At 72.5% G+C, this 15,394-nt stretch carries 15 protein-coding genes and 1 riboswitch; of the genes, 11 read left to right on the forward strand and 4 right to left on the reverse strand.

All coding sequences use genetic code 11. The features are described 5' to 3' along the window. Positions 1–14: 14 nt before the first annotated feature. From AB0G10_RS07280 to AB0G10_RS07300, 5 genes are all read left to right on the forward strand, one after another. Positions 15–602, forward strand: coding sequence for a hypothetical protein (locus AB0G10_RS07280; RefSeq protein ID WP_360917801.1), 588 nt, complete (start codon positions 15–17; stop codon positions 600–602). A gap of 160 nt (positions 603–762) precedes the next feature. Further along, positions 763–2,973, forward strand: a complete 2,211-nt coding sequence (locus AB0G10_RS07285) for a primosomal protein N' (protein WP_360917803.1) — start codon at positions 763–765, stop codon at positions 2,971–2,973. 69 nt (positions 2,974–3,042) lie between these two features. After that, positions 3,043–3,603: a peptide deformylase gene (def, locus tag AB0G10_RS07290; RefSeq protein ID WP_360917804.1), complete on the forward strand. Its 561-nt coding sequence runs from the start codon at positions 3,043–3,045 to the stop codon at positions 3,601–3,603. 4 nt (positions 3,604–3,607) lie between these two features. Next, on the forward strand, positions 3,608–4,534 hold the full coding sequence (gene fmt / locus AB0G10_RS07295) for a methionyl-tRNA formyltransferase (RefSeq protein ID WP_360917805.1): 927 nt from the start codon (positions 3,608–3,610) through the stop codon (positions 4,532–4,534). Beyond that, positions 4,531–6,018 carry a transcription antitermination factor NusB gene (locus AB0G10_RS07300; RefSeq protein ID WP_360917806.1) on the forward strand — a complete coding sequence of 496 codons (1,488 nt, stop codon included), beginning with the start codon at positions 4,531–4,533 and terminating at the stop codon, positions 6,016–6,018. Before fmt ends, AB0G10_RS07300 begins: the two co-directional genes overlap by 4 nt. 335 nt (positions 6,019–6,353) lie before the next feature. Here the strand turns inward: AB0G10_RS07300 and AB0G10_RS07305 are convergent, their stop codons facing one another. After that, a complete protein-coding gene (locus tag AB0G10_RS07305) occupies positions 6,354–7,511 on the reverse strand; it encodes an acyltransferase (RefSeq protein ID WP_360917807.1) in 1,158 nt (385 codons plus the stop codon). Between the two features lie 107 nt (positions 7,512–7,618). Here AB0G10_RS07305 and rpe point away from each other — a divergent pair, with 107 nt between their 5' ends. Both rpe and AB0G10_RS07315 read left to right on the forward strand, forming a co-directional pair. After that, complete coding sequence (gene rpe, locus AB0G10_RS07310; RefSeq protein ID WP_360917808.1) at positions 7,619–8,296, forward strand: ribulose-phosphate 3-epimerase; 678 nt, start codon at positions 7,619–7,621, stop codon at positions 8,294–8,296. Positions 8,297–8,359: 63 nt separating this feature from the next. Next, positions 8,360–9,364 carry a response regulator gene (locus tag AB0G10_RS07315; protein WP_360917809.1) on the forward strand — a complete coding sequence of 335 codons (1,005 nt, stop codon included), beginning with the start codon at positions 8,360–8,362 and terminating at the stop codon, positions 9,362–9,364. Here AB0G10_RS07315 and AB0G10_RS07320 read toward each other — a convergent pair. After that, positions 9,319–9,978, reverse strand: a complete 660-nt coding sequence (locus AB0G10_RS07320; protein ID WP_360917810.1) for a lysophospholipid acyltransferase family protein — start codon at positions 9,976–9,978, stop codon at positions 9,319–9,321. The two genes, AB0G10_RS07315 and AB0G10_RS07320, sit on opposite strands and share 46 nt — an antisense overlap. Continuing rightward, a complete protein-coding gene (locus AB0G10_RS07325) occupies positions 9,975–10,553 on the reverse strand; it encodes a TetR/AcrR family transcriptional regulator (RefSeq protein ID WP_360917811.1) in 579 nt (192 codons plus the stop codon). The genes AB0G10_RS07320 and AB0G10_RS07325 overlap by 4 nt, the downstream gene beginning before the upstream one ends. A gap of 159 nt (positions 10,554–10,712) precedes the next feature. Next, a riboswitch (FMN riboswitch) is annotated at positions 10,713–10,887 on the forward strand. A gap of 162 nt (positions 10,888–11,049) precedes the next feature. Between AB0G10_RS07325 and ribD the strand changes: the two genes are divergently transcribed. From ribD to ribH, 4 genes are read left to right on the forward strand one after another with little or no spacing between them, the layout of a single operon-like run. Next, positions 11,050–12,090 carry a bifunctional diaminohydroxyphosphoribosylaminopyrimidine deaminase/5-amino-6-(5-phosphoribosylamino)uracil reductase RibD gene (gene ribD, locus AB0G10_RS07330; RefSeq protein ID WP_360917986.1) on the forward strand — a complete coding sequence of 347 codons (1,041 nt, stop codon included), beginning with the start codon at positions 11,050–11,052 and terminating at the stop codon, positions 12,088–12,090. After that, positions 12,091–12,690: a riboflavin synthase gene (locus AB0G10_RS07335; protein WP_360917812.1), complete on the forward strand. Its 600-nt coding sequence runs from the start codon at positions 12,091–12,093 to the stop codon at positions 12,688–12,690. Continuing rightward, positions 12,683–13,891 carry a bifunctional 3,4-dihydroxy-2-butanone-4-phosphate synthase/GTP cyclohydrolase II gene (locus tag AB0G10_RS07340; RefSeq protein WP_360917813.1) on the forward strand — a complete coding sequence of 403 codons (1,209 nt, stop codon included), beginning with the start codon at positions 12,683–12,685 and terminating at the stop codon, positions 13,889–13,891. Before AB0G10_RS07335 ends, AB0G10_RS07340 begins: the two co-directional genes overlap by 8 nt. Positions 13,892–13,936: 45 nt before the next feature. Beyond that, the gene (gene ribH / locus AB0G10_RS07345) at positions 13,937–14,428 is read left to right on the forward strand and encodes a 6,7-dimethyl-8-ribityllumazine synthase (RefSeq protein ID WP_360917814.1); all 492 of its coding nucleotides are present in this window, start codon (positions 13,937–13,939) and stop codon (positions 14,426–14,428) included. 225 nt (positions 14,429–14,653) lie between these two features. Here the strand turns inward: ribH and AB0G10_RS07350 are convergent, their stop codons facing one another. After that, a complete protein-coding gene (locus AB0G10_RS07350) occupies positions 14,654–15,394 on the reverse strand; it encodes an amino acid ABC transporter ATP-binding protein (protein ID WP_360917815.1) in 741 nt (246 codons plus the stop codon).

Genomic DNA, 15,394 nt, shown 5'->3' on the forward strand with positions numbered 1-15,394 from the left:
GCGTGTTCGTTCGCATGAATGTTGTGGATGGTTCCGGTGGCCACCCCGTCGCCGGTGAACGGCTGATCCTCGTCCGGCACGCGATGCCGGCCGTCGACCCCCTGGTACCGGCCTCGCAGTGGCCGCTCGCGTGGGACAGCCGGGTCGCCGCCCGGCTGCTGCGCCTGCACGTGACACACCCGGCCCACTACGTCGCGAGCACCGAGCCGAAGGCCGCGCAGACGATGCAGGAGATCGCCGGCGCGCAGCGGGTGGTCACCGATCCCGATCTCGCCGAGGCGCACCGGCCGCACCACTGGTTCAGCGACGACGAATACCGGGCGGCCGCCCTCGCGTACCTGGGCGGCGCCTGCCCGGACGGGTGGGAGCCGCACCCCGCGGTGATCGCGAGGTTCGACGCGGCCGTGGTGCGGCACGCCGCCGCGGCGGCCGGGCTGGGGCGGACGCTGGTGCTCGGGAGCCATGGGCTGGCGCCGGTCGTCTGGATGGCGTCGCGGTACGAGCTGTCGCCCGACCCGGCCGGGTTCTGGTCGGCGCTGCGGTTCCCGGACATCGTCGAGATCGATCTGGTGGGCGGGCGGGTTCGCTGTCTGACGCACTGAGCGGGTCCGGACGGCGCTCGATCGTGTCCGGCTGCGGGTCATCGCTCGATCGTTTTCGGCTGCGGGTCGTTGCTTGATCGTGTCGGGCTGCAGCCGGATTCGATCTTCTGGGGGCGGCGGCGCGGGGGAGTGTCGGGGGGTCCGGGCAGAATGTTCGGCGATGGGGACCAAGGGCGCGCGCAGTGAACGGGAACCGGCCGAGCGGCTTCCGGTGGCCCGCGTCTGCGTCGACGTGCCGCTGCCCCATCTCGACCGGCCGTTCGACTACCTGGTCTCCGCCGACGACGACGAGGTGGCGCAGCCGGGCGTCCGGGTGAAGGTGCGGTTCGCCGGGCAGCAGATGAGCGGGTTCCTGCTGGAGCGGGTGGAGTCGTCGGAGCACGGCGGCAAGCTGGCCTACCTGGAAAAGGTGGTGTCGGCCGAGCGGGTGCTCGACCCGGAGATCACCCGGTTGGCGCGGGCGGTGGCGCAGCGCTACGCCGGCAACCTCGCCGACGTGCTGCGGCTCGCGATCCCGCCCCGGCACGCGCGGGTCGAGGCCGCCGCCGCGAAGCCGAGAGCCGAGGCCGCGGCCATACCCGATGCCGCGCTCGCGCAAGCCGGCCGCGAGGATGCCGCGCTCGGGGAAGTCGGCCGCGAGGATGCCGCGCTCGCGGAAGCCGGCCGCGAGGAGGCCGCGCTCGCGGAAGACGGTCGCGAGGATGGCGCGCTCGGGGAAGTCGGCCGTGAGGGTGGCGGGCCGGCGGACAGCGGTGCCCCGGCCGTCGCTTCGGAAAGCGCGGGCCCGGCCGGCGGCGTGGACCTCCTGCCCGGGCCGGCCGCCGGGGGGTGGGACTCCTATCCGACCGGCATGGGTTATCTGCGGGCGCTCGAGGAGGGCCGGCCCGCCCGCGCCGTCTGGTCGGCGCTGCCCGGGGAGGACTGGCCCGCCCGGATCGCCGAGGCGGCGGCCGCCACGGTCAAGGCCGGGCGGGGCGTCGTCGTGGTGGTGGCGGACGCTCGCGACCTCGACCGGGTCGACAAGGCGCTCGGCGCGGTGCTGGAGCCGGGCGAGCATGTGGCCCTCAACGCCGCGCTCGGGCCGGCCGAGCGCTACCGGCGGTTCCTCGCGGCGAGCCGGCATCAGGCGAAGGTGGTGGCCGGCACCCGGGCCGCCATGTGGGCGCCGGTCGCGCAGCTGGGGCTCGTGGTGATCTGGGACGACGGCGACGACGTGCACGCCGAGCCCCGGGCGCCCTATCCGCACGCCCGTGAGGTGCTGCTCACCCGGGCCCAGTTGGCCGAGTGCGCGGTGCTGGTGGGCGGCTTCGCCCGTACCGGGGAAGCACAACTCCTGCTGGAGACCGGATGGGCCAAGGAGATCGTGGCTGACCGTGGGGTTCTGAGGCGGCGGTCGCCGGCGATCGCGCCGACCGGGGATGATCCGCAGCTGGCGCGGGATCCCGGTGCGGTGAGCGCGCGTCTGCCCAGTCTGGCGTGGCAGACCGCGCGGCAGGCGTTGCAGGCCGGGGCGCCGGTGCTGGTGCAGGTGCCGCGGCGGGGCTATCTGCCGGCCGTGGCGTGCGCCGAGTGCCGTACCCCGGCCCGCTGCCCGCACTGCTCCGGCCCGCTGGGGTTGCAGGGCGCCCGCGACGTGCCGGTGTGCCACTGGTGCGGCCGGGCTTCGGCGGCCTACGCGTGTCCCGCCTGCGGCGAGCGCAGGCTGCGTGCTTCGGTCACGGGCGCCAGACGTACGGCGGAAGAGCTGGGTCGCGCCTTCCCGGGTGTGCCGGTGCGCACGTCCGGCCGGGATGAGGTTCTCGTCACCGTCCCGGACGAACCGGCCGTGGTGGTGTCCACGCCGGGTGCCGAGCCGTCGGCCGCCGGTGGCGGGTTCGGGGCGGTGCTGCTGCTCGACGCCTGGGCGCTGCTGAGCCGCTCCGATCTGCGCGCCGCCGAGGAGACGATGCGCCGCTGGCTGAACGCGGCGGCGCTGGCCCGGCCGGCCCGGGACGGCGGCAAGGTGGTCGTCGTGGCGGACGGTTCGCTGGCCCCGGTGCAGGCCCTGCTGCGCTGGGACCCGGGCTGGTTCGCGGCCCGTGAGCTGGCCGAACGCCGCGAGCTGGGCTTCCCGCCGGCGGCCCGGATGGCGAGCGTCACCGGCGTCGCGGCGGCCGTGGCCGACCTGCTGGCGCAGGCGAAACTCCCGGAGGGCGCCGAGGTGCTCGGCCCGGTTCCGGCCCCGGAGGACCAGGAGCGGATGCTGCTGCGGGTGTCCCGGTCCAAGGCCGGTGACCTGGCGCGGGCGCTGCACGAGGCGGCCGCCATGCGGAGCACCCGCAAGGCCTCCCAGCCGGTGCGCATCCAGGTGGATCCGGCCGACCTGTTCTGACGTCGGGTCCGGGCGCGGCGAAACGTAGACTGGGCGGGTGCAAGCCACCACAGTCAGGAGTTTCGCCGCGTGACCGTCCAAGCCATCCGTCTTTTCGGCGACCCGGTCCTGCGGACACCGGCCGATGCCGTCGTCGACTTCGACAAGGAACTGCGCAATCTCGTCAAGGATCTGATCGAGACGATGCAGGACGAGGGCGGCGCCGGCCTGGCCGCCCCGCAGCTCGGCGTCGGTCTGCGGGTCTTCACGTTCGACGTGGACGACGTGGTCGGTCACATCGTGAACCCGGTGCTCTCGTTCCCCGACGAGGAGGAGCAGGACGGCCCCGAGGGCTGCCTCTCCATCCCCGGCATCTACGTCGACACCAAGCGCCGGCAGAACGTGGTCGCGAACGGCTTCAACGAGCACGGCGACCCGATCCAGCTGGTCGGCACCGGCCTGATGGCGCGCTGTGTGCAGCACGAGACCGACCACCTCGACGGTGTGCTCTTCCTGGACCGGCTGGACGCCGCGACCCGCAAGGACGCGATGAAGCAGATCCGGTCCGCCGAGTGGTACGACGCCGCGAAGCCGCCCACGATCAAGGAGAGCCCGCACGCCGCGGGCAGCATCTTCGGGTTCGGCCGGTGATCGCGTGCGGATAGTCTTCGCCGGCACGCCCGAGGTGGCGCTGCCCAGCCTCGAGGCGATCGCCGCCTCCGGCCACGACCTGGTGGCCGTGGTGACCCGCCCGGACGCGCCGGCCGGCCGGGGCCGCCGCCTGGTGCGCTCGGCCGCCGGCGCCTGGGCCGACGAGCACGGCATCGAGGTGCTCACCCCGGAGAAGCCGCGCGACCCGGAGTTCCAGGAGCGGCTGCGGCAGATCGCGCCGGACTGCGTGCCCGTGGTGGCGTACGGCGCCCTGGTCCCGCCCAGCGCCCTGGAGATCCCGAAGCACGGCTGGGTGAACCTGCACTTCTCGCTGCTGCCCGCCTGGCGCGGCGCGGCGCCGGTGCAGCACGCGGTCCTGCACGGCGACTCGGTGACCGGCGCCAGCGTCTTCGAGCTGGAGGCGGGGCTCGACACCGGCCCGGTCTACGGCACGCTCACCGACCAGATCCGGTTCAACGACACCTCCGGCGACCTGCTGGAGCGGCTGGCCGTCGAGGGCGCCGGGCTGCTGGTGGCGGTCCTCGACGCGATCGAGGCGGGCACCGCCCGGGCACACCCTCAGCCGCACGACGGCGTCTCGTTCGCGCCGAAGCTGACCGCCGACGACGCCCGGATCCGCTGGGACGACCCGGCGTTCGCGGTCGACCGGCGGATCCGCGCCTGCACCCCGGCGCCGGGCGCGTGGACGACGCTGCGCGGCGACCGGCTGAAGCTGGGCCCGGTGCGCCCGGTGGCGAACGTGCCGTCGCTCCGGCCCGGCGAGCTCCTGGTGGAGCGCACGCAGGTGCTGGCCGGCACCGCGACGACTCCGGTGATCCTGGGCGAGGTCCGGGCAGCCGGCAAGAAACCGATGGCCGCGACCGACTGGGCGCGCGGCATGCGGATCGAAGCAGGGGAGAAGCTGGCGTGACCAGTGGTTCGGAACATCGGGCCTCGCGGCCGCACGGCGGCCGTCCGAGCAGGCCGGCCGGGCCGGGATACGGCCGGGACCGGCGCGACGACCGCAGTGGCCGGGCGCCCCGGGCGGGCCGGCCGGCGTCCGACCCGGCGCGGCAGGCCGCCTACGAGGCGATCGCCGCGGTGCACCGCGACGACGCGTACGCGAACCTGGTCCTCGCCGACATCCTCGGCGGGATGGGCCTGCACGGCCGGGACGCGGCGTTCGCGACCGAGCTGACGTACGGGACCCTGCGCGCCCTCGGCACCCTCGACCTGATCATCGCGGACGCGGCCGGCCGGGACGTGGCCCGGATCGACCCGCCGGCCCGGGACGCTCTGCGGCTCGGCGTCTACCAGCTGCTCTACACCCGGGTGCCCCCGCACGCCGCGGTGAACCAGACGGTCGACCTGGTCCGCTCGGTGGCCCCGGGCGCGGCCGGCTTCGCCAACGCGGTGATGCGCACCGTCTCCGAGACCTCGCTCGAGGCGTGGCTCGAGAAGGTCGCGCCCGACTACGAGTCGGACCCGATCGCCAACCTGTCGGTGATGCACCACCACCCGCAGTGGATCATCCGGTCGTTCGCCGAGGCGCTCGGCGGCGACCTGGACGACACCGCCCGGCTGCTCATCGAGGACAACCAGCCGCCCGCTGTGCACCTGTGCGCGCGGCCGGGACGGGCCGACGCCGTCGACCTCGCCGACGAGGTGGGCGGGGTGCCCGGCGCGTTCTCGCCGTACGCGGTCTATCTGAACGGCGGCGCGCCGCGCGACCTGGCCGCCATCCGCGAAGGCCGCGCCCACGTGCAGGACGAGGGCTCGCAGCTGGTGGCCGCCGCCCTGCTCGCCGCGCCGATCGAAGGACAGGACACCCGCTGGCTCGACCTGTGCGCCGGGCCGGGCGGCAAGACCGGCCTGATCGGCGCGATCGCGGCGGGCCGGGGCGCCGAGGTGACCGCCGTCGAGGTGGCCGAGCACCGGGCCCGCCTGGTCGACCAGGCCACCGAGGGCATGCCGGTCACGGTGCTGCCGATGGACGGCCGCTCGGTGGGCCGCGACCCGGACCTGCCCGAGGAGTCGTTCGACCGGGTACTCGTCGACGCGCCGTGCACCGGCCTCGGCTCGCTGCGCCGCCGTCCCGAGTCGCGCTGGCGCCGCCAGCCGGCCGACCTGCCGCCGCTGACCCGGCTCCAGCGCGAACTGCTGGTGGCGGCGCTGCGGGCGGTCCGGCCGGGCGGCGTGGTGGCGTACGTGACGTGCTCACCCCACATGGTCGAGACCCAGGTGACGGTCAGCGAGGGCGCCCGCCGCAGCGGCGTCGAGGTCGACTTCGTCGATGCCCGGCCGCTGCTGCCGCCGGGCATGCCGGGTCTGGGCCCCGGCCCTACGGTGCAGCTGTGGCCGCACCGCCACGGCACGGACGCGATGTTCCTGGCAGTCCTGCGCCGCACCAGCTGACCGCACCCCGACGCGCGCCCGCCGCGCTCCGCCGCACTCCCGGCTCGATCTTGTGGATTTCCGCGCCAGCGGGCCTGCACGGATTCACAAGATCGGGGCTGAGGGCGGGCTCAGGGCGGGCTGAGGGCGGGCGAGCGGGGCTGTCCGGCTCGATCTTGTGAACTTGCGCGGCAGCGGGCCTGCAGGAAGTCACAAGATCGGGGATGGGGGCGGACGAGCCGGGCTGACAGCGTCGATCTTGTGGATTCCTGCGGCAACGGGTCTGCGCGATTTCACAAGATCGGCGCCAGGGGGAGGGCGGGTGGAGGCGGGCGCTCGAGACCCGCCGTCACGCGTCAGTCGCGGGAGGGGACCAGCGCCTTCTCGGGGGAGGTTCGCGGCGACGGCACCACCGGCGCGGCCGGCCGTGGCCCGAACCGATCGGGACGGTCCAGCCGGGCGCTCGCCTCCGCGAGTTTGGCCGACATGACCCGGGCCAGCGGCTTCTCGATGAGCCGGTGCAGCAGGTACGCCGCCACCAGCATGGCCACGACGACGACGGCCAATACCACCAGGCGCGGCGCCTGGTCGCGGAGGCCGTAGATCATGGTCCAGCCGATGTACTCGTGCAGGAGATAGAACGGGTACGTCAAAACGCCCGCCGTGGTCAGCCAGCGCCACTGGATCCGGCTCGTCCAGCCGAGGGTGATCACCAGCAGCACCACGAAGAACGCCGTGACGAGCGCGGCGCCGACCAGCGTGTTCATGGTCATGTCGAAGCGTTCGTTGAAGTGCCGCACCTGCCGGTCGGTCCAGTAGATCGACAGCACGAACGACAGGCCGAGCAGCCCCCAGAGCAGCAGGTCCGGCCCGAACCGGTAGATCAGGTAGAGCGCGATGCCGGCCACGAAGAACGAGGCGTAGTTCGGCTGGAGGAACGTCTTCAGCAGCGGCACGCCGGAGTTCTGGGCGAGCATCGCCGCGATCAGCCAGCCGTACCCGAAGACGATCGCCCGCTTCAGGGTGAGCCCGCGCCAGATCACGAACGAGAAGAGGATGTAGAAGAGGCCCTCGCTCCAGAGCGTCCAGTAGACGGCGTCGATGTGCGGCGCGCCGACCGCCTCCTGCATCATCGACAGGTTCAGCAGGATGTCGCTGTAGCGCCGGTGCTCGCGGACGACCGGCCAGATCGTCAGGACCACCGTGGTGATCGCGATGGCGGCCCAGTACGCCGGGAAGAGCCGGGTCACGCGGGACCGGAAGAACGCGCCCGGCGACCGGCCCCAGCTGCTCATGCAGATGACGAATCCGCTGATCATGAAGAACAGCTCGACGCCGAGCCAGCCGTACTGGCTGATCGCGTGCAGGGTGGGGAAGGCCGTCTCGCGGGAGGTGCCCCAGGCGTCCTCGACACCGGGCCCGTACCCGGAGAAGTGGTACATCGCCACGTAGAGCGCGGCGACGAGGCGGAGCCCGTCGAGGGCTGCCAGCCGGGGGCGGCGAGCTTCGGTCATGGCGGGTAACGATACATAGAACAAAGCCTGTACACAGGGCGGACCCAGTGCGGTCACAGGGGGTGCGCACTGCCGATACGCAGGGCGGAAGTCATACACTTTCAGCCGTGACACTGTCGCCGATCATCGCGCCGAGCATCCTTGCGTCCGACTTCTCCCGGCTCGGGGAGGAGGTGCGGGCGATCGAGGGGGCGGCCGACTGGGTCCACGTGGACGTCATGGACAACCACTTCGTGCCGAACCTGACGATCGGGCTTCCGGTGGTGCAGAGCCTGCGCAAGGCCACGAGCATCCCGTTCGACGTCCATCTGATGATCACGGACCCGCAGCGCTGGGCGCCGGCCTACGCCGAGGCGGGCGCCTACAACGTCACGTTCCACGCGGAGGCCTGCGACGACCCGGTGGCGCTCGCCAAGACGCTGCGGGCGGCCGGCGCGAAGGCTGGCCTCGCGATCGACCGGGACACCCCGGTGGAGCCGTACCTCGAACTGCTGCCCTACCTCGACACCATCCTGATCATGACGATCAAGGCGGGCTTCGGCGGCCAGGCGTTCATGCCGGAGCTGCTCGACAAGGTGCGCGACGTGCGCCGCCGGATCGCCGTGAACGACCTGGAGATCCGGGTCGAGGTGGACGGCGGCATCGCGGCCGACACCATCGAGCGGGCGGCCGAGGCGGGCGCCGACGCGTTCGTGGCGGGCACCGCTGTCTACGGCGCCGCCGACCCGGCCGAGGCGATCCGGAAGTTGCGCGGTCTGGCCGCGGGGGCGATGGGGGTGGCGTGACGGCCCGATGAGGGGCCATCATCGGATCCAATGTCCTTGGCGAAGAAGGTCCCGGAAGGTGCGATGAGCGAGGCTGAGGCCCGGCCCGAGATCGATCCCGAGCTCGACCCCGAGGAGGGGCCCGACCTGATCCTGGTGGTCGACGACGATCAGGACATCGCGAGCTTCGTCGAGTTCAACCTGAAGGTCCACGGCTTCGAGGTGATCCGGGCCCGGGACGGTCAGGAGGCTCTCGAGCTGATGGAGGACCATCGGCCCGGCCTCGCCGTGGTCGACTGGATGATGCCGCGGATGGACGGTGTCGAGCTGGTGCGCCGGCTGCGGGCCGAGCCGCTCACCTCGGCGCTGCCGGTGATCATGCTGACCGCCAAGAGCATGACCGTGGACAAGGTGGTCGGCCTCACCGCGGGCGCCGACGACTACCTGGTCAAGCCGTTCGACACGGCCGAGCTGATCGCCCGGGTCTCCACGACGCTGCGCCGCAACAAGGACGCCCGCGAGGTGTCGCCGCTGACCGGCCTGCCCGGCAACGCCCGGGTCCGCCGCGAGATCGGCGAGCGGATGCGCACGGCCGGGGAATACTCGGTGGGCTACATCGACATCGACCGGTTCAAGAGCGTCAACGACGTCTACGGCTTCGACCGCGGCGACGACTTCATCATCGCGCTGGCCCGCAGCCTGCAGAAGGCGAGCGCGCAGACCGGCCCGCCGTCGATCTTCCTGGGGCACATCGGCGGCGACGACTTCGTCTTCATCTGCACGCCCGACCAGGTGCTGCCGCTCACCAAGCGCATGGTCACCGACTTCGAGAACGCGGCCGACCGCCTCTACGAGCCGAAGGACGCACAGCGCGGCTTCATCGAGGTGCCGGACCGCCGCGGCAACAAGCAGAAGGCGGCCCTGGTCACGCTCTCCATCGGGGTGGCGCAGTCGACCTCCGAGGGCCGGAGCTTCACCGACCCCCGGGTGGTCATCGCGGTCGCCTCGGAGATGAAGAAGGTCGCGAAGTCACAGCCCGGCTCCTACGTGGCGATCGACCGCCGGCGGGATTCCGAGGGCGGGGCGTAACGCGGCACGTACTCCTGGCCGGTGAGGGCCTGGATCCGCCGCATCAGTTCGTCGGTGTCCTGGCGCACCGAGGACCCGCCGACGATCAGGGGCTCGCCGAAGGTGATCGAGACCGGGTGGCGGCCCGGCCGCAGGATGCCGCCCGGTCGCAGGCCGCGGGTGCCGATGATGCCGGCCGGGACGATCGGGACGCCGGCCTGCGCGGCCAGCCGGACCGCTCCGGTGCGTCCCCGGTGCAGGCGCCCATCCGGGGAGCGGGTGCCCTCCGGGAAGACCGCGACCAGCCCGCCGGCCCGGAGGATCGGCGCCGCCGCGTCGAAGGCGCCGAGCACCGCGCGCCCGCCGGCCCGCTCGACCGGTATGGCGCCCATGCCGGTGACCATGGGCCGGGTCAGCCGGCGCCGGAAATACTCGGCCTTCGCCCAGAACGCGATGTGCCGGGGCACGGTCACCCCGAGGAAGAGCTGGTCACCGACGGAGAGGTGGTTGGGGCAGATGATCGCGCCGCCGGCCGGGATCTTCTCCAGGCCCGCGACCTGCGGTCGCCAGATGCGGCGCAGGGCGGTGCCGACGGTCGCGCTGGTCAGTGCATAAAGAGCGGGCGTACGGGTCATCGCGCGGCTCCCAGGTGTGCGGTGATCACGGCGTCGACCAGGGGCGCCGGGTCTTCGAGGCCGGTCGCGAGCGGCAGCCGGCCCCAGTTCCAGAGCTGCACCACGCCGTGCAGCCCGGCCCAGAGCGCGCCCGCGGTGACCTCGGCGGGCCGCCCGTCGTCCGGCTGGGCGGCGGTCACCAGGTCGACGAGGAGGGCGAAGAGCGGCAGGCCGGTGTCGCGCAGGCCCAGGTTGCCGCTCTCCAGCAGGTCCTGCCGGAACATCAGCTCGAACATGCCGGGCTCCTCGGCAGCGAACCGGGCGTAGACCCGGGCGAGCGCCACCACCCGGTCGCGCGGGCGGTCCGGCGCGGCCGCCAGCGACGCGGTGATCCGGTCGCCGAGATCGGCGAAGCCCGCCCCGGCGATGGCGGCGAGCAGGTCGAGGTGGGTCAGGAAGTGGCGCCGCGGCGCGCCGTGGGACACGCCGGCCCGGCGGGCGATCTCCCGCAGCGACAGCGCGGCCGGGCCCTCGGTGCGCAGCAGTTCCGCCCCGGCGGCCACGAGCCTCTCGCGGAGCCCCTGGTCAGGTTCCATAGACACTGTCTACCAGAGCCGAGTAGACATTGTCTACGCCCACTGAATCAGTAGGATTTGGACAGTGGCGTTTCATTCCCCTGGTCAGATGAATGTGAACTAGCTCGCTGGCCGGGTGGCAAAATCGCCGCACCGTGCAAGACTCGGGAGTGACCCACCACGCGCTGGCGGGACTCGGTGAAATTCCGAACCGGCGGTGATCCGTTGCGCAAGCAGCGGTAAGCCCGCGACCCGGACGTCGACCATCGGCGGCCGGTGGATCTGGTGAGACTCCAGGGCCGACGGTTGATCAGGCGAAAGCCCGGTCAGACAGTCCGGATGGGAGACAGCGCGCGGAATCGGCGAGTCGTGCCCGCTTGACGAAGAGCGGCGTGGCCCGTCCGAGGGTGCGCTAAGCGTACCCTCGTGCCCGATTCCTCGTCGCCTCATCCCTGCCTCGCCGCGCGTGACCGCTCCGCGCGAGAGGAACGCCGTGAAGGTGACCGAGGACGAGGCGATGCGCCGCGCGATCGCGCTGGCCGCCCGTGGCCTCGGCACGACCAGCCCCAACCCGGTCGTCGGCTGCCTGCTGCTCGGTCCCGGCGGGGAGGTGGTCGGCGAGGGCTTCCACGCGTACGCCGGAGGGCCGCACGCCGAGATCGTCGCCCTCGCCCAGGCGGGCGAGCTGGCCCGGGGCGGCACCTGCGTCGTCTCCCTCGAACCCTGCAACCACACCGGGCGCACCGGCCCGTGCTCGCACGCCCTGATCGCGGCCGGGGTGCGGCGCGTCGTGATCGGCGTGGACGACCCCAACCCGGTCGCCTCCGGCGGCGCCGCCACGCTGCGGGCCGCCGGCATCGAGGTGGCCACCGGGGTGCGCCGCGAGGAGGCCGAGGCCGGCAACGTCGCCTGGCTCACCGCGGTCCGGCGCGGCCGGCCGTACGTCACCTGGAAGATGGCCGCGACGCTGGACGGCCGCTCGGCCGCCGCGGACGGCACCAGCCAGTGGATCTCGTCCCCGGAGTCCCGCTCCGACGTGCACGTGCTGCGCAGCACCGTCGACGCCATCGTCGTCGGCGTGGGCACGGTGCTGGCGGACGACCCGCAGCTCACCGTCCGGGACCTGCGCGACGGCACGCTGGCGATCAAACAACCTCTGCGGGTGGTGGTCGACTCGTCCGGCCGTACCCCCGAAAACGCCCGCGTCCGGGACGCCGCCGCACCCACCTGGATCGTCACGGCGGCCGCGGTGGGAAGCGGCCCGCAGGGCCGGGTCGACCTGGCCCGGATGCTCACCCGGCTCTACGCCCGTGGCGTGCGGAATGTGCTGCTCGAGGGCGGTCCGACCCTCGCCGGAGCTTTCCTGGCGGCCGGACTGGTCGATCGGGTGATCGGGTACGTCGCGCCGAAACTGCTCGGCGACGGCCGCACGGCCCTGGTCGACGCCGGTGTCGGCACCATCGCCGAGGCCGTCGAGCTGGAGTTCACCGACATCGCGCAGATCGGCGGCGACCTGCGCTTCACCGCACTGCTCCGCCCCAAGCCAGAGGAGAACTGAATGTTCACCGGGATCGTCGAGGAACTGGGTGAGGTCATCCGCCTCACCGACGCGGGGGGCGACTCGGCGGTCATCGCCGTCCGCGGCCCGCTCGTCACGTCGGATGCGGGGCACGGCGACTCGATCGCGGTGAACGGGGTCTGCCTCACCGTGATCGACAACGAGGACGGCGTGTTCACCGCCGACGTGATGGGCGAGACGCTGCGCCGCAGCTCGCTCGGCGCCCTCACGGTCGGCAGCCAGGTCAACCTGGAACGGGCCGCCGCGCTGAACAGCCGCCTCGGCGGTCACCTGGTGCAGGGGCACGTGGACGGCGTCGCGCGAATCATCGCCCGCGAGCCGGCCGACCAGTGGGAGGTGGTGCGCTTCTCGCTCCCGGCCGAGCTGGCGAAGTACGTCGTGGAGAAGGGCTCGATCACCGTCGACGGCGTCTCGCTGACGGTGATGGACGTGACGGCGGACAGCTTCGCGGTCGGGATGATCCCGGCCACCTCGAAGCTCACCGTGCTGGGCAGCAAGGCCATCGGCGATCCGGTCAACCTCGAGGTCGACGTGATCGCGAAGTACGTCGAGAAGATGCTGGGGAGCCGCAATGTTTGAGAGAGTCGAGCAGGCGATCGCGGACATCGCCGCCGGCAAGGCCGTGATCGTGGTGGACGACGAGGACCGCGAGAACGAGGGCGACCTCATCTTCGCGGCCGAGCACGCCACGCCGGAACTGGTCGCGTTCATGGTCCGGTACACGTCCGGCTACGTCTGCGTGGCGATCCCGGAGGCCGAGGCCGACCGGCTCGACCTGCCGCCGATGGTGGAATACAACCAGGACTCCTACAAGACCGCGTACGCCGTGACGGTGGACGCCCGGGTGGGCGGGACCACCGGCATCTCGGCCGCCGACCGGGCCCGGACCATCCGCCTGCTCTCCTCGGCGGAGACCCAGCCGTCCGACCTGTCCCGGCCCGGGCACATCGTCCCGCTGCGGGCCAAGCCGGGCGGCGTGCTGCGCCGTCCCGGGCACACCGAGGCCTCGGTCGACCTGGCGGTCCTCGCCGGCGCCCGGGCGGCCGGCGTGCTCTGCGAGATGGTGAACGACGACGGCACCATGCAGCGCCGCCCCGACCTGGAGCGGTTCGCGGCCGAGCACGGCCTCACGCTGGTGTCGATCGCCGAGCTGGTGGCGTACCTGAGCCTGCGCAAGGGCCGCCAGGTGGAGCGGGTTGTGGAGACCAAGCTGCCGACCGAGCACGGCGACTTCACGGCCGTCGGCTACCGCACCGAGGCCGACAACGGCGAGCACGTGGCGCTCGTCTTCGGCGAGATCGGCGACGGCGAGGACGTGCTGGTCCGGGTGCACTCGGAATGCCTCACCGGCGACGTCTTCGCTTCGAAGCGGTGCGACTGCGGCCCCCAGCTGGACGCCGCCCTCGAACGGGTCGCGGCGGCCGGCCGGGGCGTGGTGCTCTACATGCGCGGCCACGAGGGGCGGGGCATCGGGCTGCTGCACAAGCTCCAGGCGTACCAGCTGCAGGATCGCGGGCTGGACACCGTCGACGCGAACCTCGAGCTGGGTCTGCCGGCCGACGCGCGCGACTACGGCACCGGCGCGCAGATCCTCGCCGACCTGGGCATCCGGTCGATGCGCCTGCTCACCAACAACCCCGCCAAAAGAGCAGGGCTCGAGGGGTACGGGCTGCGCGTGACCGGCCGGGAGTCCCTGCCGGTCCGGCTGCACCCGGAGAACGTGCACTATCTGCGGACGAAGCGGGATCGCATGGGCCACCTGTTCGAGGCCTTGGGCTGACTGCTCACCGCTTAGCATGAAATAAGTCGAAAAAGGGGGACGTACATGGCCGGCTTCGGTGATCCGCACATGGAGACCGTCGACGCGGCCGGGCTCAAGCTCGGCATCGTCGGCTCGCGGTGGCACAACGACCTGGTCGACCACATGATCGAGCGGGCCAAGTCGGCCGCCGAAGCCTGCGGGGTGACCGACGTGGGCGTCTTCCGGGTCGCCGGCTCGGTCGAGCTCCCGGTCGTGGCGCAGGCGCTGGCCCGCAAGTACGACGCCGTGGTCGCGCTCGGCGTCGTGATCAAGGGCGAGACCCAGCACTTCGAGTACGTCTGCGACGCCGTCACCAGCGGCCTCACCCGGGTGGCCCTGGACGAGAACACGCCCGTCGCGCACGGCGTGCTCACCGTCCAGAGCCTCGGTCAGGCCCGCGACCGGGCCGGCCTCGAGGACTCGATCGAGGACAAGGGCTGGCAGGCCACCGTGGCGGTGCTGGACGCCGCCCTGACACTCCGCGAGATCGGCAAGCCCGGCCTGTTCGGCCACTGAGCCCCTTCGCCCTCCCCTCCGCGCTCCATGCCTCTTGCCGCGCGCCAGCCCCACCCGCCTCGATCTTGTGACTTCCGGCAGCACCGTTGCTGCGCGAGGTCACAAGATCGCGGCTGAGCGGGGCGTCGGCGGCGGCCCGGTGCCGATCTTGTGACTTTCCGCAGCACCGTTTCTGCGTGAAGTCACAAGATCGCGGGAGGAGGGCGGGAGGGGTGTGAGAGGGCGTCAGAGGCGTCCGGCTTCGATTATTCGGGACAGGAACTGGCGCGTGCGCGCCTCGACGGGGTCGCCCAGCACCTGCCCGGGCGGCCCCGCCTCGAGCACCCGGCCGCCGTCGAGGAACGCCACCCGGTCGGCCACCTGCTTCGCGAAGCCCATCTCGTGGGTCGCCAGCACCATGGTCATGCCCTCGCCCTTGAGGTCCTTGATCATGGTGAGCACCTCGCCGACCAGTTCCGGGTCGAGCGCCGAGGTGACCTCGTCGAGCAGCAGCAGGCGCGGGTTGTTCACCAGCGCCCGGACGATCGCGACGCGCTGCTGCTGACCGCCGGAGAGCCGGTCCGGGTACGCGCCCGCCTTCTGTTCCAGCCCGACCCGCTTGAGCCAGGTCATCGCCTGCTCCTTCGCCTCGGCGGCGGGACGCCGGTGCACGCGGACCGGCGCGAGCGTGATGTTGTCCAGCACGGTCATGTGCGGGAACAGGTTGTAGGACTGGAAGACCAGCCCGATCCGCTGCCGTACCCGATCGGGGTCGGCCCGTGGATCGGTGATCTCGTCGCCGTCCAGGGTGATCGCGCCGTCGTCGATCTGTTCCAGGAGGTTGACGCAGCGCAGCAGCGTCGACTTGCCCGAGCCGGAGGCGCCGATCAAGGCGATCACCTCGTGCTCGGCCACGTCCAGGGTGAGACCGTCGAGGATGACGTGATCGCCGAACGACTTGCGGACGTCCACGCAGGAAAGGACCAT

This window comes from Actinoplanes sp. NPDC023714 (genome assembly GCF_040639855.1).
Taxonomy (GTDB): domain Bacteria; phylum Actinomycetota; class Actinomycetes; order Mycobacteriales; family Micromonosporaceae; genus Actinoplanes.